This is a genomic window from Halorubrum sp. BV1 (assembly GCF_000746205.1).
In the GTDB taxonomy this organism is placed as follows: domain Archaea; phylum Halobacteriota; class Halobacteria; order Halobacteriales; family Haloferacaceae; genus Halorubrum.
Genome location: NZ_JQKV01000001.1, coordinates 77,745 through 100,908 on the forward strand (window position 1 = coordinate 77,745; position 23,164 = coordinate 100,908).

Sequence of the window (23,164 nt, forward strand, 5' to 3'; positions counted from 1 at the left end):
GCTCGCGACCGCGATCGCGGCGGCGCGCCGCCGGCCGGCGCTCCTCATACGCGCGCGTATCCGGAATCCGATGCGTGCGTGCCCCCGGGGTATCCGCGATAACCCCACCGGCGTGGCCGCCCGCGCAAACTGCGCCGGCCTGCCCGTGCGTGGGGTTCGCGCGCAGTCGAGCGGAGGTGAGCGCACGTGAAACGCGCGCTTGTGGCGGCACTCGCGGTCATGCTCGTGCTCGCGCCTGTCGTTCCGTTCGCTGCGGTCGGACCAGCCGCAGCCGCGCCGGCAGGGATGGCAACGATCCCGGACGCGAACGTCGCCGAGGACGTTCCTGACGGCGAAACGCTCGCGCTCTCGGCGAGTGAACTCAAAGGCGGCGTGCTCGCGAGTGACCATGCCGACTCCCTAGAGGTCATCCTGACGACCGCGGACCACGCACCGACGGTGATGGACGGTGACACCGCCTCGGTCACAGGCGACGGGATGGCGGTCGTGCTTCGGGACGATACCGAATCGGCCGGTCGTGAAGTCGCTCTCGACGCCGGGAAGCTGCAGGAAGCACTCGGCTACCGGCCGCAGGCGATCCACGGGACGCACGAGGATGGCAGCGAGTGGACGGCGAGCGCGGAGTACGTTGACGGCTACCTCGTGTTCGACGTGCCGCACTTCTCGGACAACACGGTCACGTTCAGTGGTCGCGTCGACGTGTCGCTGGATTCGGCGACCTCGGGAACGACCGCGACGTGGGAGCTGTCGGACTACGATGCTGCCTCTAATGTGACGATCAATACGACGGGCGTCACTAACTCAGAGACGCAGTCGGTAACGGGGACAGGAGGGTCGTCTGGTCACTCGGATAGCTTGTCTGTGTCTGGGACGCAAGATCCAACAGGCCCTGATGGATCCGGGGCTCCGGTGATTAGTCTGGATGTCACAGGAGGAGGTCCGACAGTCGACACCGCATATGCCTCGGGGAGCAACTCTGCCCCGCTGTATGGAGCAAAAAACGGCAATCCAATTGAGTCGTCATTTTTGCACTCAAACCCACCAGATGCGATTAGTGGAGTCAGCGTGAGTGGCGGCCGGTTTAACGGCGTGCCAACCGGCACAATTGACATTTACGTTGATACTGGACCGATTGATGGCACGAAGACCGATGGGATACTCGTTGCGTCGGGTGTCGAGATGCAAGACTCACCAGCAACCTACAATTTCGATCAGGTTGTTGACGCGAGTAATGCTGATCAGGTCCACGTCTCGTTTGTCACAAAACAGGTCGATCAGTCAGATCACTATGTGTACGCTTTCGCGGATACTGGATCGGCCTCAGAGACAGCCTTCACAGCGACGACCGGGGACAGTTATAATGGCTACATCCAAGGGGGACTAGAGGCAGCGACGGCGGACAATGTAGTCGTCTCAACGGATGACGGTGCGAGTGCAGATTTCGGGACGATAACCGGATCTGGACACTCTCAGGCAATTGATTTCGGTTTAGACACCTCCTCGATCTCAGTCGAGTCGACAAACAATGCGACGATCGATTACCAAGTCAGCTACGACGTATTCGTTGACACACAGGATCCCGTCGTGGAATTGAACGGTAACTCGACGACGGTCCACTCGGGAACGCTGGCCGACGGCGAGACCGCCACGGCGACCATCCCGAAAGAGCAGCTGCAAGAGGGCACGAACACGCTGAACCTCTCGCTCGGTGACGGCTCGCTGTCGGCCGACGCACCGGAGATGCGCGCGAACCTCGAAGCGAGCCACGAGGCCTCGGACAAGATCTCGGTCGGCTACTCCGCGACGACGTTCGAGGAGAGCTACAACGTCAGCCACACGTACGCGGCCGAAACTTCGGACGCGCAGGTCACGATCCCGTTCGAATCCTCACGCGTGGTCGGTGTGAAAAACGTCGAGTACCAGATCGACGGCGGCGGCTGGCAGCGCGTCGGGGCGGATAACTACCGCTTCGACGGCACGACCGTCGACATCTACGTCAGCGATGCGGTCGGCGGCGCGGTGCCCGCCGGCTCCACCGTCGACGTGAGAGCGACCGGCCGGAAGATGTCGGTTGGGAACGGCGCGGTCACGATCACCGACCCGACAGCGCCACACGAGGAACTCGACACACAGCTGCGCATCGACGAGCGGAGCGAAGGCTTCCATGTGAACGTCGGCCCGACTGACGACGGCGACCGCGTGCACTACTCGTACTCGGATGTCTTCCCGACCGAGGACTACGTCGTCATCGACGCGACCGGCGCGCAGAAGATGTACCTCCCGAACTCGAAGACGGGAGATACCTTCCGCGTGAAGCACTTGGAGACGCGAGTCGTCGCCGAGCAGGGTGACGTGCGGATCGACGTGGTCGAGCCGGGAGAGAATCCCGAGCTCGACGTGTCACCCGGTCCGGGTGGCGATGGCGATCCGGTGACTGTCGAATACTACAACACCGAGTCCGGTGTGACGTACCTGCTGAATAGTCTCGCTCGGTCGATCGTCGTCGACAGCGACGTGGCGAACTCGCCGGCGATCTTCGAGGACGACGACTCGGAGGACACGTGGCAGATCCTCCGTGACTCCGGGACCAGCGACTCGGACTCTGGAGGCGTCGTCGGTCAGTTCCGAGAGCGAGCCGGTGCGACGGTCGGGAGCATCTCGACCCCGTCCGGAGTCGGCGGCGGCCAGCTACTCCTACTCGGCCTGCTCGGAATCGGCGGGATCGTCGCGTTCCGCCGCTTGGAGCCGTTCGGCGGCCGTGGCGTCGCTGCCGGGGAGCGTGCCGCACAGAGAGCAGGGAGTGGGACGCTCTCCGGGCTACAGGGACTGCTCGGCTACATGGGCAAAGTGGTGAGCGTCGTCGCCTCGAACCGTCGCGCATCGGTCGCGACCGGTGTCGTCGCGGCGATCGTGGCGGCACGCGTCGGGCTGTTCCAGCTCCCGGACGGCGTTGGTATCCTGATCGTCGTCTCGGGCGTCCCGATCGCGTCGTACCTCGTGCTGCGTCGGTCGGACGCGGTCAGCCAGCGCGTGTGGCTCGCGTCGACGATCGTCGCAGTCGTGCTCGGACTGGAGTTCGTCGCGCCGGGCACCATCCAGACCGCCATCGAGCAGCTGACGAGTGAGCAGGTCGCGCCGCTGCTGATACTCGTCGGCGCTGGCGGGCTCTACCTCTGGTACCGTGCCCGACAGTCTGACCGACCGGTCTTCAACGTCGTCACACGGAGGGACTGACTGATGCTTCCCGGACCCTTCGCAGGTGGCGTTGACGCGGTGATCAGTCTCGCGACCGGCAACGGGATTCAGGCCGGCATGTTCGCGACGGCGCTGCTGCTCATCTGGCGCGGCCATCGAGTGCTCGCGATTCTGCAGTCGGTGCTGGAGACAATTCGAATCGGCTTCATCGCGGCTGCCGGCGTCGCACTGCTAGTCTTGGTCGCGATCGGCGCGGGCTGGATCTCTGTGGCGTCCCTTCCGGCTGTACCGTCGCTGCCGCTTCCGCTGTGAGTACCGGCTAAGACTTGCGGGCTGTTTCTCGCGCCGTGCTGGCGCGCTGAGAGCGTTCGGGGAGGAACGAGGGGTAGACTACTAATTGACGACTGCAGATAGGTGGTCGATGATTTCCTGCTGGCTCATACCTATCCCGGACGCGAGGGCAACGTTTCGAGTGCGGTGTGGGGGGTGCTGTGCTGAAGGCTGTGGTCTTTTTTCTGGATGTCCCTTTTAGGGACACTCGCTAAGGGGATCTTCCGATCCAGTAAGAAGGAAGATCGCCGCCGGTGGCGGTTGCACGGTTGAGACCCACGAAACGAACGGACGACGGACTCCACCAGAAACAGGGGTTACGCGGACGGGTATTTAAAGAAACGACCTACGGAGTAGTGTTGCCACTCACGAGTCACCGCGCTACCAGCCGATGATCGACCCCACGCGACGACCCTTGATGTCGGTCCCACCGCGGACATCGGCCTCGACGCGGAACTCTTTGAACGTCAGCGCGTCCCGCCCGGTCGACGTCCACGCGCCGAGCCCGGCTTCGAGGACACGCTCGACGTACGGTTCCTGGAGCGAGCGCAACTCCGAGAGGACGGCGTCGAAGCGGAGCGTCTGCGCCTCGCGGCCCTCGTAAACGTTCACGAGCCGCGAGCCGTACTTCGCCATCCACTTCTCCAGCGCGCTGTCCGCACGCGACCGGAGGTCGATGTTCGCGAGTTCGGCGACGCGGTCTACGGTCGACTCCTTCAGCTCGTCGAGGCGCTCCACCATCCCGACGATCTCCTGGCGGATCTTCTCCGAGGTGAACTTCACCATCCCGCGGTCGCTCTTCACGACCTCGTTCATCTCGTCGAGGACGCGGTAGATGGTCGAGACAGAGCTGTCGGTGGCGTCGGCGAGATCTCGGTAGTGCTTCCGACCGCCGTCGGTCGCGACCTCTTCGAGGACGTCCTTCCCCGTCGGCGTGAGGTCGTCGAGGACGTGGAGCAGCATCGACTCCTGCTGAGCTTCGAGCGCCGGCGTCGGGTCGGACCGGCGCGCGACCTCGACGTCGGACGCGGCCACCGCAAAGTGCGAGTCGGAGACGTAGGTCATCGGCTCCGGCTCGGTGGGGACGTCGGCCCACTCCAGCGTGTTCACGAGGACATCTTCGAGCTGGCGGCGGAGCTCGTCACGCTCGCTCCACGGTCGGGATTCACCGTCGATCGACCGGTGGAACGCGACACCGTACTTCGGCGACGACAGCGGGTCGTCTTCAGTTTCCTCGCTGCGGACGTGCTTCGGGTGGTACGTCTTCAGCCGGCAGCCGGCGGAGAGGTCAGGTCCGAGCTTCGCGAGCGCCGACGGCGGGAGATCGAACGCGTGGCGGTAGCCGACGATCTCGGTGTTGTCGGCCTTGTAGATCCACTCGATCCCCTGCTCGTCGGCGAGCAGATGCATCAACCGGTACATGATCCCGTCCGAGCGAACGAGCTTCTGCGCGTACTGGCGCCGAAGGCGGACGTAGTACTCGACGGTCGTGATGTTGCTCGACGGGAGCGGCTGGCGGAGGTACGACGCGTTGATGTCGACACCAGCGGCGTCAGCCAACGAGTCGATCGCCTGCCGGAGCAGCCACGGAACGCGGTCGAGGGAGACGTTGCTGCTCTGTGCGAAGACATCGAGTCCCTCACCGCCGGGCCACGGGATCGACTTGCTGTCGCCGTCGGGGCCGCGCATGTCGTCGTACCGGGCGCGGATCTGGAAGTGTGCCTTCGCCTTGCCGGGTCCCTCCAAGTGGAGCTCCCAGTCGCGGAGGACGTCCCGCTGGATGGAGTCCGATGGACGCGGCGCGATCGCGGAGTCGGAGTAGCCGATCTCGACGTGCCACGGCTCGCCGTCGATCTCGGTCGTGACCTCACCGTGGCCGTCGAGTTCGTGGATGACGAGGTTCCGGAGCGTCCAGTAGGGCGAGAGGTCGTTCTCCCCGAAGTGGAGGTAGGCCTTCGACTCGTGGACGTGCGGGCGGATGTGCTCACGCATCAGAGCTCGACCTCCTTCCGGGGGACGACGACAGCGTCGCGCTCGCCGGCGGTGAAGACGGCGACGAGCGGTACCCACGGATCGGTGACCTCAAGCGTAGGATCACCCGGCTCGCGCTCCGATGGATCGAACACATCGACAGAGGCGTGTTCCGGCGCGATCGCGAGGACGTAGCGGCCGTCTTTCCAGCCACGAACCGGGATGGCATCGGACTGAACGTCGTTGATGTGCTTGCCGGCGATACGCCGACGCGGGATGAGTGCGGTCCCTAGCGGCTCACTGACGGCGTCCTTAGTGAATGGGTTCGCCGGGACACGATCGCCGTCAACCCACCGGATGATCGGCCGGCAGAGGCGGACCTGATCGAGACGCATCACTCCACCTCCGCGGGGTCGAAGACGTTGCTCCAGGTGAGCTGGGCCTTCTTACCTCTCCCGTCGAGTTCGTCACGCCAGCTCGCGTTCGCGTCGACGAGCCCGCCGGCGCTGCGAGCGGGAACGACCTTCATCGCGATGGGCGTCCGCTCCGGGTACGGCTCGCAGACAACGAAGAGGTAGACACCGCTCCTCTCGACCAGCGTTTCGTGCTGTTGATTCCGGAGCTTGAACCGGCCGCGGCGCTGGTCGGCGGTCTGCACGACCATCGTGCTCTTGATTTCGACGGGGAGGCCGGCCTCGACGACGCAGAGTCCGTGGAAGGGCAACTCGGCAGAGGGCCAGACGGCGGTCTCGGCGATCGCGTCCCAGTGCTCCTCGCCGGAGGTGGGTTCGAGGGCGTCGACAGCGTCGAGAACGTGGTGCTCGGCGTTGTGACCGGCACGCTTCGCGGCAGCGAGCGTCTCGCTGCTCATCCTTCTAACCTCCCGGGCATCCGAAGCTCCCAGGTGGTCGTCCAGACTTTGACGTTCACGTCACCACCAGCGTAGGCCCACACGGTCGCGCCGAGAAGATGCTCGCGACCGATCGCCTTCCGGCGTCGATCAGTGCCGTCTCCGTATTCCGCACCACCCTCAGTCATCGTTGAGGGCCTCCTGTAGGGCAGGGTACCAACGCTCCATCCGCTTCCGACAGGTGTCGCAAGTGATCTTTTGCTCAACGTCACCCGATACTGGGGGCTCCTGCGCCTGCTGCGTGACGTACGAGCCCGGATCGCAAAGATAGGTATCTGCGCCGCGGGATAACCGTCCGTCGCTAAACGGTTCTTTAACGTGGAGGTGGATTACCGTGTCTGCTGCGCGTCCATCGCCCCAACTCCCGCGCGAAAGGCCGGATCTACGTACTTTGATCGCAGTCCCAAACTCGAATGGGATTTCGTATTTTGACCAGAAATCCTTAGCTTCGCGCAGTTGTCGATCTCCGTCGGACTGATCAGACATCAGCCGAGTCACCCCCGTGTAGAGCGGACCGCGCGTCAGCGTCCAACTCGTGAACTCCCTCGTGTGACCGGTACCACGAGACGAACGCGCCGGCCGACGAGCGGTGTATCTCGATGGAGTCGCGAGGTTCGAGGTTGCGATCGACGGTCACGAAGCGGACCGTGCCGTCGTCGTCGTCGGGCTCCGCGCTGTCGAAGAGCGCATGCCCGTCGACACCGAGACCGACCCGGCACATCTTCTCGCCGTCGACGGCGATCTCCCCGGGGACCTCGTCGACAGTGAGGAATCGGTCGCCGACGACCGCGTACACGTCGGGGTCTTCGACGCCCTCCAGGTCGCGCACGCGCTCCCAGATGTCCGGGTTGAGCTTCCGGTACCGGGTGAGATGGTAGTCGCAGAGCGCCACGTCGCCGCCGATGTGGGGCCACGGGACGCGGTACTGCTGCTCGCGATCGCAGTGGTCCGACTGCTCACAGGTCTCGTCGGTGTCAACGACGCCGACATCGGGACGGAGGTTCGAGAGCGTCCGGCGCTCGAACGCTTCTCGTCCGTCAGTCGCCATCGAACTCACCTCCGTCTGTGCGGAGGGCTGCCCCGACGCGCTGGCCGCGGTTCCGGTTCGGTTGCTCGGCCGGATCTGGGAGGTCGACGCTGACGCCAGCGGCGCTCCCGCGGCTCACGCGGCGGAAGCAGTCACAGCCGAGACAGCGGTGGACAGTATCGTCCTGATCGCCGTGGACGCGGGCGAACGTATCGGTGACGTGACACCCGCAGAAGTGACATTCGCGTTCGTCGGTAGATCCGCGCTGTAGGCGGATCATAGCGACCCCCCGGATGCGGTTTTGGGGCGCGAGAGGGTGCTCTCGCTGTTATTTATCGGATGCTTTACAAAACAGGATGGGACCGCTGAGAGTCGAACTCAGGTCCTACGGACCCCATCCGCAGAGGATACCACTACCCCACGGTCCCGTTCTGCACTCGGAAAGATGGGTGTCCGGTAATTAAGAACTTCGTTTCACGCGTCCATTCCGGCCGCGGGCGTCCGTTGTCGTCCCGTGTTCAGACGAGCACGCGCTCTATCGAGACGACGGTCCCGGACTCGGCGTCGGGGTCGCCGACGATCCGGCCGAGACACACCGCGGCTCCGTCGGGCGTGAAGCAGGCGACGAGAGGGCTCTCGTCGGCGTGACCGTCCGTTTCTTGGCTTTCAACGACTGCTTTTTCCGCGGCGTCGTCGACGTCGATCACGCCCGGAGCGTAGACGGGGGCACCGGTCGCAACGTTTCGAGCCGCCGACGGCGCGATGGTGACCGCGGGGAGGTGAACCAGCGCGTCCTCGGCCGGCCGGACGACCTCGCGGAGGGGTGTCTCGTCGCCCCCTTCGGCCCACGCGAGCGCGTCGACGAGATCCTGCAGGGTGCAGAGATCGCGATCGTCGAACGGATCGGTCGCGGTCCGGCGGAGGTGACCCATGTGTGCGCCTACGCCCGTCGCGAGCCCGATGTCGTGACACAGCTTTCGGACGTACGTGCCGGACTCACACCGGATCCGGAGCAGCGCTTGTCGACCGTCGATCGCTAACACGTCGAGGTCGTCGATGGTCCGCGTCCGGAGGCGACGCGTCACCGCGCTCTTTCGCGGCGGCTTCTGATAGATTTCCGCTTCGAACTCGGCGACGGCGTCGCGGAAGCCGTCGGGCGCGGGGGCGTGCAGCTCCAGCACCGCGACGTACTCCTTTCGCCCTTCGAGAAAGACTTGCGCCGCCCGGGTCGCGGTGCCGGTGAGCGCGGGGAGGCATCCGGTGACCTTGGGATCGAGGGTACCCGCGTGTGCGACGCCGTCGATCGGCTCGCCCTCGGGATCGAGTGTGGACAGCGTGTCGTTGATCGCGTCTCGCATCCACGCGGAGACTTGGTGTGAGGAGGGTCCGGCGGGCTTGTCGAGATTGAGAACGCCGAACCGGAGCAGCTCCGGGATTCGTCGCTCCTCGGGCGGGGAGCGAAGCGGCGTGCGGTCCGTGTCGGCTGGGTCACTAGGCATGGTTCGATATTGGTTCGAGCGGTCTCAAAAATCGTAGTTGACACCGTCGATCGGTGCCTTCCCTTCGTCGTCGTCCGGGTCGTACGCGTCGACCGTCGCGACGAGTACGTCGATGAACCGGTCGGGCCCCCAACGGGCGGTGTTGTACGCGGCGTCGTAGATGGAGAGGTCGTCGATGTCGATGTCGTAGTACTCCGAGTACCGCTTCCGCTCGGAAGCCTCACGGCGCTCAGTCTCGGCTTTGGCCCGCTCGACCGGCTTGTCCTCCCGGTCGGCGATCCGCTCGGCGCGGACGGCGACGGGCGCGTCGAACCAGAAGCGGAAATCGGCCGCGTCGGCGGAGAGCCACCCGGCCAGCCGCGATTCGAGGACCACGTCGTCGCGGGTGGTGGCGATCTCGTGGAGCCGCCGATCGAGGTCGCGGTCTATCTGCGGATCCTCCTCGGCGAACTCGTTGAATTCCACAGGGGTCATCTCGCGTTCAGCCGCCATCTCGCGGAAGATGTCGCCGCCGGAGACGTGACCGAGGCCGAGTCGGTCGGCGAGCGCCGTGGCATTCGTGCTCTTCCCGCTTCCCGGCGGGCCGGAGACGGTGATCAACATATCGCTACTCCGCGGGTATCGTTCAAAACGGTTGTCGTTCGGCGCTCGCGACGAGCGCAGCCACCGGCACGAACACCCGCCGGCTACTGGTCTCGCGTCGCCGCCGTCATCGACCACACGGCGACGAACCCGAGGAGGACCGCGGGAACGAGCGGGAGCGCGAGGTACGTCGCAAAGAACGTGAATCCGAGCGCGCCGGCGGCGTACGGGTACACGTAGATGATCCCGGGGATGACGAGAACGCAGGTGAAAAGCACCGCTGTCAGCGCCCATCCCTTTCGTCCGAACCCGTCCGCGTCGGGCTCGCTGATGGCGTCGGCGTCGGGATCAGATCTCACTGTCGGGTTTTACCACCACTTTGCCAAAGCCCTCACGGTTCTCGATCAGTTCGTGCGCGCGGGCGGCCTCGCTCATCGGGAGCACCTCGCGCACGCGCGGCTCGAAGGTACCGTCCCAGACGAGTTCCAGGACGTCGTCGACCTCGCCCGGGGTCGCCATCGTCGACCCGATCACAGACAGCTGGTTCCAGAAGATCCGATTGAGCCCCGCGCCCGGGTTCGGGCCGGTCGTCGCGCCACACGTGACGAGTCGCCCTCCCTTCGCCATCGACTTCAGCGAGTCTGGGTACGTCGCCTCGCCGATGTGGTCGACCACGACGTCGACTCCGCGTTTCCCGGTCAGCTCGGCGATCTCCTCTGCGAAGTCGTTCGTCTCGTAGTCGATGACGTGGTCGGCCCCACAGTCTTCGGCGTGCGAGAGCTTCTCCTCCGTGGATGCGGTCGCGAACACCTCACAGCCCGCGTGGTCCGCGATCTGCACCGCGGCGTGGCCGACCCCGCCGGACGCGCCGAGCACGAGCACCTTCTCGCCCGCCTCGAGTTCGGCCCGCGTGTGGAGCATCCGCCACGCGGTCTGGAAGACGAGCGACGCGGACCCGGCGACCGCCCAGTCGACGCTCGACGGGACCGGAACGAGGTTCTCCGCCGGCACCGCCGCCATCTCGGCGTGCACGCCCCGCACATGCTCGCCGATGATGTGGAACGACGCGCAAAGAGACTCCTCGCCGCTCCGACAGAACTCGCACTCCCCGCAGGAGACGCCGGCGCTCACGGCCACATGGTCCCCCGGCTCGAAGCGCGTCACGCCGTCGCCGACGGCCTCGACGACGCCCGCCGCGTCGCTGCCGGGTATGTGTGGCATCTCTAAGTCGACGCCCGGGAGCCCGCGTCGCGTCCAGATATCGAGGTGGTTCAGCGCGCCGGCTTTGACGTCGACGAGGACCTCGCCGCGGTCGGGTTCCGGGTCCGGGAACTCGCCGTACTCGATCACGTCGCGGTCGCCGTGGGAGTCGAACTGAACTGCTTGCATACCGTCTCCCACCCGTGGCACCCACTAAACAGTACGCCAACCGGCTGTGATTTCGCCGCACGGCACACGTTATCTCACGGCACACGTTATCGCACGTCACACCGTCTCACCCGTGCGATCTGGGGACATTCACCCGCGGCTTTCGTGATGTTTAAGTACCGAAGGCGGGACCGTACGGATGCACGAACTGCAGGGGTGTCGGATCCCGAGTCCGAGAGGGCGATGATACGACGCGAGTTGCGGTAGCCAAGCCTGGCCCAAGGCGCAGGGTTGCTAACTCTGTGGCGTCACTGCCTCCGGGGTTCGAATCCCCGCCGCAACGCTCGAACGGACCGAGTACCGCCGGAATCGCGCCGGCAGGGCTCACCACAACCAACACATGAGCACGGAAGAATCACAGGACGACTCGCCGGAGGAGGAAGAAGACCTCCAGTACTTCGTCCGGATCGGGGGAGCGGACCTCGACGGGACGAAGACGGTCGAGCGAAGCCTGTCCGAACTCGACGGCATCGGCACGCGCACGGCGCGGCTGGTCGCCGAGAAGGCCGACGTGGACCGCAAGGCCACGTTCGGTCTCCTCGACGAGGGTGACATCGACGCGGTGGTCGACATCGCAGAGAACCTCGAAGACCACGTCCCGTCGTGGATGACGAACAGACAGAACGACTTCTACTCCGGGGAGACGACACACCTCGTTGGCACCGACGTCAGCGAGAAGCGTCGTCACGACATCAACCGGATGAAGCTCATCGAATCGTACAAAGGCGTTCGCCACAAGCGCGGCCAGAAGGTACGCGGTCAGCGCACGAAGTCCACGGGCCGCTCCGAGGGCACAATCGGCGTCAACGTCGAGGAGATCCGCGAGGAGATGGCGGAAGACGAAGCGGGTGACGAAGAATGAGCACCGGCAAGAACACCAAAGGCTACGAGACGCCGAACCATCCGTACCAGGGCGAGCGGATCGCCGAGGAGTCGGACCTCCTCTCTCGGTACGGCCTGAAGAACAAAGAGGAACTCTGGCGCGCTCAGTCCGAGCTGCGCAACATGCGTCGCGAGGCGCGACGACTGCTCGGCGACGCACAGGGCGACGTCGACGCTGCTCAGGACGCCGGCTCGGAGTTCGTCGCACGACTCCGCCGCATCGGAATTCTCGGCGACAACGACGATATCTCGACGGTCCTGTCGCTCGACGTGACCGACCTGCTCGAACGCCGCCTCCAGACGGTCGTTTACCGGCAGGGGCTCGCGTCCTCGACACAGCAGGCGCGACAGTTCCTCGTCCACGGGCACGTCACCGTCGACGGGGCCCGCGTGACGCGTCCCTCGGTGAAGGTCGACGTGGCCGACGAGGGAGCCATCGATTTCGACGAGAACAGCCCGCTCGCGGACGATCTTCACCCCGAGCGCGCGGAGTCACAGGAGTAACTAACCATGAGTGAATCCGAGGACGGAAAGTGGGGAATCGCCCACGTGTACGCATCGTTCAACAACACGCTCATCACGGTCACCGACGAGACGGGTGCCGAGACGATCGCCAAGTCGTCCGGCGGTACCGTGGTGAAACAGAACCGCGACGAGGCGTCGCCGTACGCCGCCATGCAGATGGCGGAAGTCGTCGCCGAGCGCGTCAAAGACGCCGGCTTGGAGGGCGTGCACGTCCGCGTGCGCGGCCCCGGCGGCAACCTCAACAAGTCCACCGGTCCCGGTGCGCAGGCGACGATCCGCGCGCTTTCGCGCGCCGGCGTCGAGATCGGCCGGATCGAGGACGTCACGCCCATCCCGCACGACGGGACGAAGGCACCGAAGAACAAGCGAGTCTGACATGAGTGACGCAGATTTCGACGTTGAGTACGTCGAACGGGACGAACGCAGCGCGCGGGTGTTGATCCGCGGGCTCACTCCGGCGTTCGCGAACGGCATCCGCCGCGCGATGATCGCCGACGTCCCGACGTTCTCGATCGACACCGTTCGGTTCGTCGAGAACTCCTCCGTCATGTTCGACGAGATGATCGGCCTGCGGCTGGGCCTCATCCCCCTCACGACCCCGCTCGACGACTTCGAGGTCGGCGACGAGGTCACGCTCGCACTCGACGTCGAGGGACCGGATACGGCGTATTCCGGCGATATCGAGAGTGCGGACCCGCTGGTCGAAGTCGCAGACGACAACGTCCCGATCATCGAGCTGAAGGAGGGACAGCGGCTGGAGTTCGAGGCCGACGCGGTGTTAGACACCGGAAAGGAGCACGCCAAACATCAGGGCGGCGTCTCTGTCGGCTACCGACACCTCCAGCGTGTCACCGTCGAGGGCGACCGCGGCGAGTTCGACGAGGACGAACCGCAGATCCTTCGCGGCGTCGTCGAGACGCCCGAGGGCGATATCGTGCTCACGGACGAGTTCGACAACGACCTCTCGAACCGGTACCCCGGCAAAGAGGTCACGATCGAGGACGTCCCCGGCGCGTTCGTCTTCCATATCGAGACGGACGGGTCGTTCAGCGTCGAAGAACTGCTGCTCCGCGCGATCGACTCCATCGAGGAGCGCGCGGACGAACTACAGACGAAAGTCACGGTCTAACGTAATGACGGACCTTCGAACCACCCGGTCGGCGTTCGCCCCTGTACGCAGTCGCGACGCCGACGCTCGCGCCGACGAACGGCCGCGTGGTCCCGGCGACACCGGGACCGAAAGTGGTTTGAAGGGAGCCGGATTACGCAGGAGTGCACGCAGGGATAGCCAAGTCAGGCCAACGGCGCAGCGTTCAGGGCGCTGTCCTGTAGAGGTCCGCAGGTTCAAATCCTGCTCCCTGCACTCCGTTTTTCAGAACCTCTCTTTAGGAGGGAGCTATGAGTAGCAAGACGAATCCGAAACTACAGAACCTCATCGCCGATCTGAAGTCGGTCTCGCGCGACTCCGGTGCCAACGTGTGGCAGGATATCGCGGACCGACTGGAGAAGCCACGGCGCACGCACGCTGAGGTCAACCTGGGCCGTATCGAACGATACGCGCAGGAAGACGAGACGGTCGTCGTCCCCGGCAAGGTGCTGGGCAGCGGTGTGCTCGAAAAGAACGTCACCGTCGCCGCCGTCGATTTCTCGGGAACCGCCCGCACGAAGATCGATCAGGCCGGCGAAGCGGTGTCGCTTGAACAGTTCGTCGAACAAAACCCAGAAGGCAGCAACGTCCGGGTGATTCGATGAGTCTCGCGAAGATCGATGCGGACGTCGTCGTCGACGCCCGAGACTGCATTCTCGGTCGCGTCTCCTCGGAGGTCGCCCAGCGCGCCCTCGCCGGGGAGTCCGTCGCCGTCGTCAACGCCGAACGCGCGGTCATCACCGGCAACGAAGAGGCGACGATGGAGACGTACCACAAGCGCGCCGAACTCGGGTCTGACAGCGGTCCGTACTACCCGAAACGGCCGGACCGGATCTTCAAGCGTGCCATCCGCGGCATGCTGCCCTACAAGACGGAAGACGGCCGCGAGGCCCTTTCGAACGTTCGCGTCTACGTGGGGAACCCCTACGAGCGCGACGAGGACGCCGAGAGCGTCGTCTTGGAGGGCACCTCGCTGGACCGACTCTCGAACATCAAATTCACCACGCTCGGTGACATCTCCGAGTCTCTGGGAGCCAACGTCACATGGTAACGAACACCTCAGGCAAGAAGAAGACGGCCGTCGCCCGCGCAACGGTGCGTGACGGCGAGGGTCGCGTTCGCATCAACTCCCAGCCCGTCGAGCTGGTCGAACCGGAACAGGCGCGGCTCAAGATGCTCGAGCCGTTCCGCATCGCCGGCGAGGAACTCCGTGACGACGTCGACATCGACGTCACCGTCGAAGGCGGCGGATTCAGCGGTCAGGCCGACGCCACTCGCACGGCCATCGCCCGCGGCATCGTTCAGCACCTCGGCGACGCCGAGCTGCGCGACGCCTACATGAACTTCGACCGGACGCTCCTGGTCAACGACGTCCGCCAGTCCGAACCCAAGAAGTGGGGCGGACCGGGCGCGCGCGCTCGCTACCAGAAGTCCTACCGCTGAGGTGATCCAGTCATGATGATCCCCGTTCGGTGTTTCACATGCGGTAACGTCGTGGGTGAACACTGGGAAGAATTCAAGGAGCGAGCCCGCGAGGGCGACGAGGACCCCGGCGCGGTCCTCGACGACCTCGGGGTCGACCGGCACTGCTGTCGTCGGATGATGGTCAGCCATCGGGACCTCGTCGACGTCGTCTCGCCGTACCAGTAACATGTCTGCACAACGATACAACCGATACGAGAAGGCACGCATCCTCGGCGCGCGAGCGCTGCAGGTATCGTACGGAGCGCCCGTGCTGATCGACTCGGACCAGACGGAGCCGATCCTCGTCGCCGCGGAGGAGTACGACGCGGGTGTGCTCCCCTTCACCGTCCGCCGGGAGGGTGAGAAATGACCCGAATCACGAGCGTCTCGCTGCGGCGCGTCCTCGACTCGCGCGGGAACCCGACCGTCGAGGCCGACGTGCTCACTGAATCCGGCGGCTTCGGCCGCGGGGCGGCCCCAAGCGGGGCCTCTACCGGTGAGTACGAGGCGATCGAACTGCCGGCGAGCGAGGCGATCGCGAAGGCCAGAGAGCACGCCGTTCCGCGGCTCGAAGGCCTCTACGCCGGTGACCAGCGGGCCGTCGACAATGCCTTGCGCGCTGCAGACGGCACCGACGACTTCTCCGCGATCGGCGCGAACAGCGCGGTCGCGATCTCGATGGCGGCAGCGAAGGCCGCCGCGGATGTGCTCGGTGCGCCGCTGTACCAGCACCTCGGCGGCGCGTTCCGCGGCGACAACTTCCCGATCCCGCTCGGAAACGTCGTCGGCGGCGGCGAACACGCCAAAGAGGCCACCCACATTCAGGAGTTCCTCGCTGCACCGGTCGGCGCGCCGAGCGTCTCGGAGGCCGTCTTCGCGAACGCCGCGGTCCACGCGGCGGTCGCGGACGTGCTCGACGAACGCGGCGTCCCGGCGGCGAAAGGCGACGAGGGCGCGTGGGCACCGCCGATTTCGGATGCAGAGGCGTTCGAGGTCGTCGAGGAGGCGGTCGACCGTGTTGAGAGCGAGGTGGGCTTCGAAGTCCGCTTCGGCCTCGACATGGCGGCCGCAGAGCTGTACGACGAGGAGGCTGAGGCGTACGTGTACGGTGACGAGACGAAGTCGACGGACGAGCAGGTCGAGTACGTCGCCGAACTCGTCGACGAGTACGACCTCGCGTACGTCGAGGATCCGCTCGACGAGAACGATTACGAGGCGTTCGCGGAGCTGACCGACCGGGTCGGCGACCGGACGCTGATCTGCGGTGACGACCTGTTCGTCACCAACGTCGAACGGCTCCAAGCGGGGATCGACGTCGGCGCGGCAAACAGCATCCTGATCAAGCCGAACCAGATCGGGACGCTGTCGGACGCGTTCGACGCGGTCGAACTCGCTGCCCGAAACGGATACGAGACGGTCATCTCACACCGCTCGGGCGAAACCGAAGACACGACCATCGCACACCTCGCCGTGGCGACCGACGCCGGATACATCAAGACCGGCACGGTCGGCGGCGAGCGCACCGCCAAGCTGAACGAACTGGTCCGCATCGCGGACGGCGCGGTATGACGGACACCCACACGCATGAGTGAAGACAACGACGCGGTCGAACTCGACGACGCGGAGACCGAGGCGGTCGACGCGGCGGTCGAGGAGGAGGCCGACACGACCGAGGAACCGACCGCCGACGCGGCCGCCGAGGGGGCGTCCGCCGACGCCGAAACTGAGGCCGCCGACGCCGAGAGCGAGGCCGCCGACGCGACGGCAGACGACGCCGAGGAAGAGGAGGTCTCCCCGTTCGACGACGACGTCATGCCCGACGACGACGTCGACCTGCTGATCCCCGTCGAGGACTACCTCTCCGCGGGTGTCCACATCGGGACCCAACAGAAGACCGCGGACATGGAGCGGTTCATCCACCGCGTCCGCGACGACGGGCTCTACGTGCTCGACGTGAGCACGACCGACCAGCGCATCCGCACCGCCGCGGACTTCCTCGCGAACTACAACCCCGAGCAGATCCTCGTCACGTCCTCGCGGCAGTACGGCCGGTTCCCGGCCGAGAAGTTCGCGGACGCCATCGGCGCTCGCGCCCGCACCGGACGGTTCATCCCGGGCACGCTGACGAACCCCGATTACGCCGGCTACATCGAGCCGGACGTCGTCGTGGTGACCGACCCGATCGGCGACGCGCAGGCCGTCAAGGAGGCCATCACCGTCGGCATCCCGGTCATCGCGATGTGTGACTCCAACAACCAGCTCTCGAACGTCGATCTGGTCATCCCGACCAACAACAAGGGTCGACGCGCGCTGTCGGTCGTCTACTGGCTGCTCGCCAACGAGACGCTCGACCGCCGCGGTGCCGACACCGTGTTCGCCCTCGACGACTTCGAGGACGAACTCTAAGTCGGTCGGTCAGCTTCGAGTTCGACTTTTCTGCGGGTAGAGCCACCGAACAGCCACGATTCACCGGAGAGCCGAAAGCGGATTCGAGCCTCCCGATCTACAACACGCCGATCGTGAGTGGGTAGCTCCACGCCTCCCCGTCAGAGGCTTTCACCGCAGCGATCACGATGAACACGGTGTCGACGATGCCGAGAACGGGCAGCGCCAGGAGTCCGATACCGACGAGCACCAACACGAGCGCGATGAGCGAGTAGACGGTGAACCAGATCTGCCAGTTGATGGCGTTTCGCGCGTTCTCCTTGACGAACGCGTCGTCGGTGACGACGTAGACCACGAGTGGTCCGACGAGCCATGTGAACAGGGCGAGGACGTGCGTCAGCGCTGCCATGGTGGTGTTGTCTCCGGTTCCGCCGGTATCGACGCCGGCCGCTGTTGATCCCATGGATGCGATGTCCGCGGCTTGGTATTTATGTGTTGGCGGTGTCCACCCCACTTTGATCTCCCGCTCCCTCGTCCGCCGGCGCGGACGTGTCGTACGTCCAGCGCGGTTCGATCTCGCGGTTCGCGACGACGACCCGGTCGCCGGCGTCCGTGTCGATCCGGGTCTTCCTGAGCTCGATGGCGGCGACGGTTCCGGTCACCCCCTTTGCCTCGACTCGATAGCCCGGATTGAAATCCGGGTCTCGAAGGAGGTACACGCCGGCGACCGTGTCTTCGATCATCTCTGAGAGCGCGTAGGAGACGCCGAGCGCGATGAACCCGATGGCGGTGCCGAGACTCGCCGCGATGTCGCCCATGCCGACGACTTTCAGGAAAGTGAGCGCGACGCCGAACCAGAGGAACACGGAGACGAGCGTGACGATGAGATCGCCGACCAGCTCGCGGTCGCCGACGTACACGCGCTCGATCGACGAGCGAACAACGGCGAGGGCGATCCGGACCGTCACGTACGCGAGCGACAGGAAGACCAGCCCCGAGAGCAGCCTCGGTATCGCGACTGTCAGGCCGTCGAGGAAGTCGCGAAACGCCCCCGCGAGAAGCGACGGTATCGGTGACATGGAACACGACACGGCGGCCGCGGTGAAAAGGTACGGGACTGATTTGTCCGGCGGCGCACACGCAAGCGCAACGCCTGTAAGCACGCGGAGAGAGGAGGTTCGTATGACCGTCTGTGACGCGCCGGGGAAGGTGTACCTCTTCGGCGAACACGCCGTGGTGTACGGCGAGCCGGCCGTCCCCGCGGCGATCGAGCGCCGGGCGACCGTGTCGGCCGAGCCCCGCGACGACGACCACGTTCGCGTCGAGGCCGAGGACATCTCTCTCGACGGGTTCACCGTGGAGTACGCCGGCGGGACCGACGACCGGCCGGACGTCGACGTACCGACCCCGCTCGTCGAGGCCGCGATGGGCTACGTCGACGCCGCGGTCCGACAGGCCCGCGACGCGGCGAACGCACCCGACGCCGGATTCGACATCACCGTGGAAAGCGACATCCCGCTCGGGGCCGGACTGGGTTCCTCCGCGGCCGTGGTCGTCGCCGGCATCGACGCGGCGACCCGCGCGCTCGGCGAGCCGCTCGAACCGCGGGAGCTGGCCGACAGAGCCTATCGCGCCGAACACGAGGTGCAAGACGGGCAGGCCTCCCGGGCCGACACGTTCTGCTCGACGATGGGCGGTGCGGTACGAGTGGAGGGCGACGACTGCGACCCGATAGACGCACCTAACCTCCCGTTCGTCGTCGGTTTCGACGGCGGGGCGGGCGACACGGGAGAGCTTGTGGCCGGCGTGGGCCAGCTCAGGGACGAGTACGCGTTCGCCGCCGACACGATCACGGCGATCGGCGACGTGGTCAGAGCCGGCGAAGACCTGCTCGCCGACGCCGATCCGGGTGACGCTCCCTCGGCAGCGTTGCTCTCCGAACTCGGCGAATTGATGGATTTTAACCACGGCCTGTTAGCCGCTCTCGGTGTCTCCGCGCGCTCGCTCGACACGATGGTGTGGGCCGCTCGGGACGCGGGCGCACACGGCGCGAAGCTCACCGGCGCTGGCGGCGGCGGCTGTATCGTCGCGCTCGACCCGAGCGACGAGACGGAGACCGCGCTCTCGTTCACGCAGGGCTGTGAGGAGACGTTTCGGGCAGCGCTTGCGACGGAAGGAGTCCGGGTGGTGGAGCCGTGACGGGTGCGAGAGACGTCTCGATCGGCGACGCCGTCGCGCCCGATGGCGGCGACGCGGCCGGCGCGTCGCCACCGCCCGTCGTGCTCAAGCTCGGCGGGAGTCTGATCACGGAAAAGGGCCGCCCGGAAACCCTCGATACGGCGGCGCTCGACGCGGCCTGCGACGCGATCGCCGCGGCCCGCGACGCCGGATCGGTATCTCGTCTCGTGGTCGTTCACGGCGGCGGGAGCTTCGGCCACCACCACGCGAGCGAGCACGGCGTCTCGACGACCGCCGGCACGAGCGACGTCACGGCGGTGATGGACGTCCACGGCGCGATGACGACGTTGAACCGACACGTCCTCTCTCGACTTCACGACCGGGACGTGCCGGCCGTTCCGGTCCACCCGCTTTCGGTCTCTGCCCGCCCGGACGGCGCGAGCGGGGATCTGGACCTGCCGATCGGCTCGACGGCGACACTGCTCGATGAGGGGTTCGTTCCCGTCCTTCACGGCGACGGCGTCGCGACCGCCGGCGCGGGCGTGACCGTCGTCTCAGGCGACGAGCTGGTCGTCGAACTGGCATCTGCGCTCGGGGCTGAGCGGGTCGGCGTCTGTTCGACGGTACCGGGGGTCCTCGACGCCGACGGCGACGTGATCGACGTGATCGACGCGTTCGATCCGGTCGCGGACGCGCTCGGCGCGAGCGACGAGACGGATGTCTCCGGCGGGATGGCGGCGAAAGTCCGAGAACTGCTTGCTCTCGACGCGCCGGCACAGGTGTTCGGTGCCGACGGACTCGCGGCGTTCCTGCGGGGCGACGACGCCGGCACGCGAATCGACGGCGGGACGGAGCGGCCGTAGCTCTCCCGGTATCGTGACTGATATCTGAGGGGAACAGTATATCTCACGCGACCGCGAACCGCCTGACAGCGTAGTGCGTGCTCTGCGTGACCGCCTCAATGACCGATCCCACGAACCGCGGACAGTCCTCGATCGTCGGGTCCATTCTGCTTCTCGGACTCGCAGTCGTTGGCACGACGCTCGTCGGTGGGTACGGGTTATACACGCTCACGCAGACCGATGACTCGTCCGAGCACTTCGTCGACTGCGAGATCGAGTACGTTGACGACGCGGTCGTGGTGACCCAGACCGGCGGCGACCCCGTCGACGAAGCGGGTCTCGACGTGGTGTTCCGGAACGCCTCGGGCGAATCGCGTATCGAGTTCGCGATCGACGATGGCGACGGCGATACCGCCTTCGAGACGGGCGAGTCCGCGAGACTCGGGTCGGTTGAGTCCCAGACCACGGTGCTGGTCGTCACCGAGCAGTCGGTGATCTGTCGCGCGACCCTGACACCGTCTGACGGCACGGACGGTGACGACGGTAGCGACGAACGTGACGACGAGAGCGACGACTGGGACGATGGTACCGGCGACAGCGACAACGACGAGGGCGACAACGACGAGGGCGACAACGACGAGGGCGATGATACTGATGATTCCGACGACGATTCGTGGTTGTGGGAATGGTTGACGGGTGGTGGCGACGACGGTGATAGCGGTGACAATTCTGACTTCGCGGAAGATGACGCCGGGGAAAATGACGGCGACGACGGAGACGGGGGGAGGGGCTGGTGGGGATGGTGGCCGTGGTAGCGTTACGTCGGCCACCGAGCGTCACGTCGACTACCGCCGCGACTCGGTGACCCTTTTGTATTTTGAGTGAGCCATACATGGCCGGTGGCGGCCGACAGCGTTTCGGATTCGATTGACAGGCACCTCGTACTGGTCCGTACCGACTCGTGGTCGAACCCCGGACCGAGGCGATCGAGATACGACGCGGTGAGGCCTGCGTACGCGGTGTCGTCTTCGACGTGGCGAACCCATATCGCTTCGTCAGATCTCACTCGCTTCAGCATGTATGAACCGGTACCGAACCGGGCAGTACACGCTCGTCCCGGAGTTCTGTCTCCCGTACCGAACCCTTATTCGACCCACTACCCTCCGTTCGGACATGAACGAAGCGGACGTGCGAGAGCAACTTGCGACCGTGCAGGACCCCGATCTCGGCGACGATATCGTCTCTCTCAGCCTGGTGAACGACATCGACGTCGACGCGGAGGCGGCCGTCGTCCGCGTGTCGCTGGCGCTCGGTGCGCCCTTCTCGCCACACGAATCCGAGATCGCCGGCGACGTGCGAGACGCGCTCGCCGACTCACCCTTCGAGGTCGAACTCTCCGCGTCCATTCCCGACGACCTCTCGGCGGACGAGCAGGTCCTCCCGGGCGTCCAGAACGTGATCGCGGTCGCCTCTGGAAAGGGCGGCGTCGGGAAGTCGACGATGGCGGTCAACATCGCTGCGGGGCTCTCGGAACTCGGCGCGCGCGTCGGACTCTTCGACGCCGACGTGTACGGACCGAACGTCCCGCGGATGGTCTCGGCGGAGGAGCGCCCGCAGACGGACGGTGAGACGATCGTCCCGCCCGAGAAGTTCGGCGTGAAACTAATGAGCATGGACTTTCTCACCGGCGAGGACGACCCCGTTATCTGGCGCGGTCCGATGGTCCACAAGATCATCACGCAACTCGTCGAAGACGTCGAGTGGGGCGAACTGGACTACCTCGTCATGGACTTGCCTCCGGGCACCGGCGACACGCAACTCACCATCCTCCAGACGCTCCCGCTGACGGGTGCCGTGATCGTCACGACGCCGCAGGAGGTCGCGCTCGACGACGCGGTGAAGGGACTTCGGATGTTCGGCAAACACGACACGAACGTGCTCGGCGTCGCCGAGAACATGGCCGGGTTCAGGTGTCCCGACTGCGGCGGCTTCCACGAGATATTCGGCTCCGGCGGCGGGAAGGCGCTCGCGACCGAACACGACCTCCCGTTCCTCGGCGGCGTCCCCCTTGATCCCGCGGTCCGCACCGGCGGCGACGACGGCGATCCGGTCGTGCTCGACGACGGCGAGACCGCCGACGCGTTCAAACTGATAGTCGAGAACGTCGCGAACAACGCCGGGGTTGTTCGCCGCCGAGAGGCGTCCGAGAAGCGATGACCGGGGCGGACGAGGTCGACGGAGACGGACGGACCGACGAGCCCGAAGGGCCGCACGACGCCGCCGGCGTCGACCCGGTCGTTCCCGAGGCCGCGGGGACGGATGCGGTGGCCGACGAGTTCGCCGATGACGCCGAGGTTCGAGCGTTCCTCCGCGAAATCGCCGGGGACGTTCGCGGAGACAGCTCCGAGAGCAAACAGCTCTCGGCGATCCTCTACCGCGTGTCGGACCTGTACGACCCCGACGAGCAGACCTCGCCGGAAGAAATCTACCTCAACGTCCGCCACATCATGCAGATCAAACCGCAGGGCGGCATCGAGCGGTAATCGAGTCGTTCCGTTCGCTTCACTCGACTCTGTGATATCCCATTCCTCAGACATATAACTGTTTGAAACAGCTGTTCGCTAAAGACTGCAAACTGACCACCAAGATAGTACGTACCGCTGTCATTCGGAGGGTTTCATTGTCAACCCAACGGAACGATACGCCCGATACAGACGAAGTATCCAGAACCACGCGATACTGGACAGGATCAAGAGAACCAGTATTTGGACAGTGGACTCGGTTACTGTGTTCGTCAGT

The 23,164-nt window shown here is 65.6% G+C and carries 29 protein-coding genes, 3 tRNA genes and 1 pseudogene; 20 read left to right on the forward strand and 13 right to left on the reverse strand.

Annotated features, from left to right (window positions below; all coding sequences use genetic code 11):
• Positions 1–186: 186 nt before the first annotated feature.
• The gene (locus tag EP28_RS13930; RefSeq protein WP_155118390.1) at positions 187–3,234 is read left to right on the forward strand and encodes a hypothetical protein; all 3,048 of its coding nucleotides are present in this window, start codon (positions 187–189) and stop codon (positions 3,232–3,234) included.
• A 3-nt stretch (positions 3,235–3,237) separates the two neighbouring features.
• Complete coding sequence (locus EP28_RS00390; protein WP_049982050.1) at positions 3,238–3,507, forward strand: hypothetical protein; 270 nt, start codon at positions 3,238–3,240, stop codon at positions 3,505–3,507.
• A gap of 399 nt (positions 3,508–3,906) precedes the next feature.
• On the opposite strand, the gene EP28_RS00395 is transcribed toward EP28_RS00390, so the two are convergent.
• The 11 genes and pseudogenes from EP28_RS00395 to EP28_RS00440 all read right to left on the reverse strand — a co-directional run bounded on the left by EP28_RS00395 (position 3,907) and on the right by EP28_RS00440 (position 10,903).
• Positions 3,907–5,517, reverse strand: coding sequence for a DUF7845 domain-containing protein (locus EP28_RS00395; RefSeq protein WP_049982051.1), 1,611 nt, complete (start codon positions 5,515–5,517; stop codon positions 3,907–3,909).
• Positions 5,517–5,891: a hypothetical protein gene (locus EP28_RS00400; RefSeq protein ID WP_049982052.1), complete on the reverse strand. Its 375-nt coding sequence runs from the start codon at positions 5,889–5,891 to the stop codon at positions 5,517–5,519. The genes EP28_RS00395 and EP28_RS00400 overlap by 1 nt, the downstream gene beginning before the upstream one ends.
• Entirely contained in the window at positions 5,891–6,367 is a 477-nt protein-coding gene (locus EP28_RS00405) for a PD-(D/E)XK family putative nuclease (RefSeq protein WP_049982053.1), read from the reverse strand. The genes EP28_RS00400 and EP28_RS00405 overlap by 1 nt, the downstream gene beginning before the upstream one ends.
• Positions 6,364–6,534, reverse strand: a complete 171-nt coding sequence (locus tag EP28_RS13935) for a hypothetical protein (RefSeq protein WP_155118391.1) — start codon at positions 6,532–6,534, stop codon at positions 6,364–6,366. The genes EP28_RS00405 and EP28_RS13935 overlap by 4 nt, the downstream gene beginning before the upstream one ends.
• A 350-nt stretch (positions 6,535–6,884) precedes the next feature.
• Positions 6,885–7,454 (reverse strand): hypothetical protein, encoded by a 570-nt coding sequence (locus EP28_RS00410; protein ID WP_049982054.1) that lies wholly within the window; start codon positions 7,452–7,454, stop codon positions 6,885–6,887.
• Complete coding sequence (locus EP28_RS00415; protein WP_049982055.1) at positions 7,444–7,713, reverse strand: DUF7563 family protein; 270 nt, start codon at positions 7,711–7,713, stop codon at positions 7,444–7,446. The genes EP28_RS00410 and EP28_RS00415 overlap by 11 nt, the downstream gene beginning before the upstream one ends.
• Before the next feature lie 77 nt (positions 7,714–7,790).
• A tRNA-Pro gene (locus EP28_RS00420) sits at positions 7,791–7,861 on the reverse strand.
• A gap of 90 nt (positions 7,862–7,951) precedes the next feature.
• Complete coding sequence (locus EP28_RS00425; protein WP_049982056.1) at positions 7,952–8,932, reverse strand: RNA-guided pseudouridylation complex pseudouridine synthase subunit Cbf5; 981 nt, start codon at positions 8,930–8,932, stop codon at positions 7,952–7,954.
• A gap of 24 nt (positions 8,933–8,956) precedes the next feature.
• On the reverse strand, positions 8,957–9,535 hold the full coding sequence (gene cmk / locus EP28_RS00430) for a (d)CMP kinase (RefSeq protein ID WP_049982057.1): 579 nt from the start codon (positions 9,533–9,535) through the stop codon (positions 8,957–8,959).
• 83 nt (positions 9,536–9,618) lie between these two features.
• Positions 9,619–9,840: pseudogene (locus EP28_RS00435) on the reverse strand (hypothetical protein); the annotation flags it as partial.
• 22 nt (positions 9,841–9,862) lie between these two features.
• Positions 9,863–10,903, reverse strand: a complete 1,041-nt coding sequence (locus tag EP28_RS00440) for a zinc-binding dehydrogenase (protein WP_049982058.1) — start codon at positions 10,901–10,903, stop codon at positions 9,863–9,865.
• Positions 10,904–11,139: 236 nt separating this feature from the next.
• Between EP28_RS00440 and EP28_RS00445 the strand changes: the two genes are divergently transcribed.
• The 13 genes from EP28_RS00445 (at position 11,140) to rpsB (ending at position 17,366) form a co-directional block, all read left to right on the forward strand.
• Positions 11,140–11,225 (forward strand) — tRNA-Ser (locus EP28_RS00445).
• Positions 11,226–11,282: 57 nt separating this feature from the next.
• The gene (locus EP28_RS00450; protein WP_049982784.1) at positions 11,283–11,804 is read left to right on the forward strand and encodes a 30S ribosomal protein S13; all 522 of its coding nucleotides are present in this window, start codon (positions 11,283–11,285) and stop codon (positions 11,802–11,804) included.
• A complete protein-coding gene (locus EP28_RS00455) occupies positions 11,801–12,328 on the forward strand; it encodes a 30S ribosomal protein S4 (protein ID WP_049982059.1) in 528 nt (175 codons plus the stop codon). The genes EP28_RS00450 and EP28_RS00455 overlap by 4 nt, the downstream gene beginning before the upstream one ends.
• A 6-nt stretch (positions 12,329–12,334) precedes the next feature.
• On the forward strand, positions 12,335–12,724 hold the full coding sequence (locus EP28_RS00460; protein WP_004046448.1) for a 30S ribosomal protein S11: 390 nt from the start codon (positions 12,335–12,337) through the stop codon (positions 12,722–12,724).
• Position 12,725: 1 nt separating this feature from the next.
• Complete coding sequence (locus tag EP28_RS00465) at positions 12,726–13,478, forward strand: DNA-directed RNA polymerase subunit D (protein WP_049982060.1); 753 nt, start codon at positions 12,726–12,728, stop codon at positions 13,476–13,478.
• A 149-nt stretch (positions 13,479–13,627) separates the two neighbouring features.
• A tRNA-Leu gene (locus EP28_RS00470) sits at positions 13,628–13,712 on the forward strand.
• 35 nt (positions 13,713–13,747) lie between these two features.
• A complete protein-coding gene (locus tag EP28_RS00475) occupies positions 13,748–14,101 on the forward strand; it encodes a 50S ribosomal protein L18e (protein WP_049982061.1) in 354 nt (117 codons plus the stop codon).
• Complete coding sequence (locus EP28_RS00480; RefSeq protein WP_049982062.1) at positions 14,098–14,547, forward strand: 50S ribosomal protein L13; 450 nt, start codon at positions 14,098–14,100, stop codon at positions 14,545–14,547. Before EP28_RS00475 ends, EP28_RS00480 begins: the two co-directional genes overlap by 4 nt.
• Positions 14,541–14,939 carry a 30S ribosomal protein S9 gene (locus EP28_RS00485; protein WP_049982063.1) on the forward strand — a complete coding sequence of 133 codons (399 nt, stop codon included), beginning with the start codon at positions 14,541–14,543 and terminating at the stop codon, positions 14,937–14,939. Before EP28_RS00480 ends, EP28_RS00485 begins: the two co-directional genes overlap by 7 nt.
• Before the next feature lie 12 nt (positions 14,940–14,951).
• The gene (locus tag EP28_RS00490) at positions 14,952–15,146 is read left to right on the forward strand and encodes a DNA-directed RNA polymerase subunit N (protein WP_049982064.1); all 195 of its coding nucleotides are present in this window, start codon (positions 14,952–14,954) and stop codon (positions 15,144–15,146) included.
• Between the two features lies 1 nt (position 15,147).
• Complete coding sequence (locus EP28_RS00495; protein WP_049982065.1) at positions 15,148–15,330, forward strand: DNA-directed RNA polymerase subunit K; 183 nt, start codon at positions 15,148–15,150, stop codon at positions 15,328–15,330.
• Positions 15,327–16,529 carry a phosphopyruvate hydratase gene (gene eno, locus EP28_RS00500; protein ID WP_049982066.1) on the forward strand — a complete coding sequence of 401 codons (1,203 nt, stop codon included), beginning with the start codon at positions 15,327–15,329 and terminating at the stop codon, positions 16,527–16,529. Before EP28_RS00495 ends, eno begins: the two co-directional genes overlap by 4 nt.
• A gap of 15 nt (positions 16,530–16,544) precedes the next feature.
• Positions 16,545–17,366 carry a 30S ribosomal protein S2 gene (gene rpsB, locus EP28_RS00505; protein WP_049982067.1) on the forward strand — a complete coding sequence of 274 codons (822 nt, stop codon included), beginning with the start codon at positions 16,545–16,547 and terminating at the stop codon, positions 17,364–17,366.
• Positions 17,367–17,463: 97 nt separating this feature from the next.
• Here the strand turns inward: rpsB and EP28_RS00510 are convergent, their stop codons facing one another.
• Positions 17,464–17,808 (reverse strand): DUF4870 domain-containing protein, encoded by a 345-nt coding sequence (locus tag EP28_RS00510; RefSeq protein ID WP_049982068.1) that lies wholly within the window; start codon positions 17,806–17,808, stop codon positions 17,464–17,466.
• Between the two features lie 25 nt (positions 17,809–17,833).
• Entirely contained in the window at positions 17,834–18,424 is a 591-nt protein-coding gene (locus EP28_RS00515) for a mechanosensitive ion channel domain-containing protein (RefSeq protein WP_049982069.1), read from the reverse strand.
• A 103-nt stretch (positions 18,425–18,527) separates the two neighbouring features.
• Here EP28_RS00515 and mvk point away from each other — a divergent pair, with 103 nt between their 5' ends.
• The 5 genes from mvk to EP28_RS00540 all read left to right on the forward strand — a co-directional run bounded on the left by mvk (position 18,528) and on the right by EP28_RS00540 (position 22,908).
• A complete protein-coding gene (gene mvk / locus EP28_RS00520; RefSeq protein ID WP_049982070.1) occupies positions 18,528–19,544 on the forward strand; it encodes a mevalonate kinase in 1,017 nt (338 codons plus the stop codon).
• A gap of 20 nt (positions 19,545–19,564) precedes the next feature.
• Entirely contained in the window at positions 19,565–20,386 is an 822-nt protein-coding gene (locus EP28_RS00525) for an isopentenyl phosphate kinase (protein WP_049982785.1), read from the forward strand.
• Between the two features lie 98 nt (positions 20,387–20,484).
• Positions 20,485–21,180, forward strand: a complete 696-nt coding sequence (locus EP28_RS00530) for an archaellin/type IV pilin N-terminal domain-containing protein (protein ID WP_049982071.1) — start codon at positions 20,485–20,487, stop codon at positions 21,178–21,180.
• A 358-nt stretch (positions 21,181–21,538) separates the two neighbouring features.
• Positions 21,539–22,582 carry an Mrp/NBP35 family ATP-binding protein gene (locus tag EP28_RS00535; protein WP_049982072.1) on the forward strand — a complete coding sequence of 348 codons (1,044 nt, stop codon included), beginning with the start codon at positions 21,539–21,541 and terminating at the stop codon, positions 22,580–22,582.
• Positions 22,579–22,908 (forward strand): DUF7976 family protein, encoded by a 330-nt coding sequence (locus EP28_RS00540; protein ID WP_049982073.1) that lies wholly within the window; start codon positions 22,579–22,581, stop codon positions 22,906–22,908. The genes EP28_RS00535 and EP28_RS00540 overlap by 4 nt, the downstream gene beginning before the upstream one ends.
• Positions 22,909–23,164: the final 256 nt, after the last annotated feature.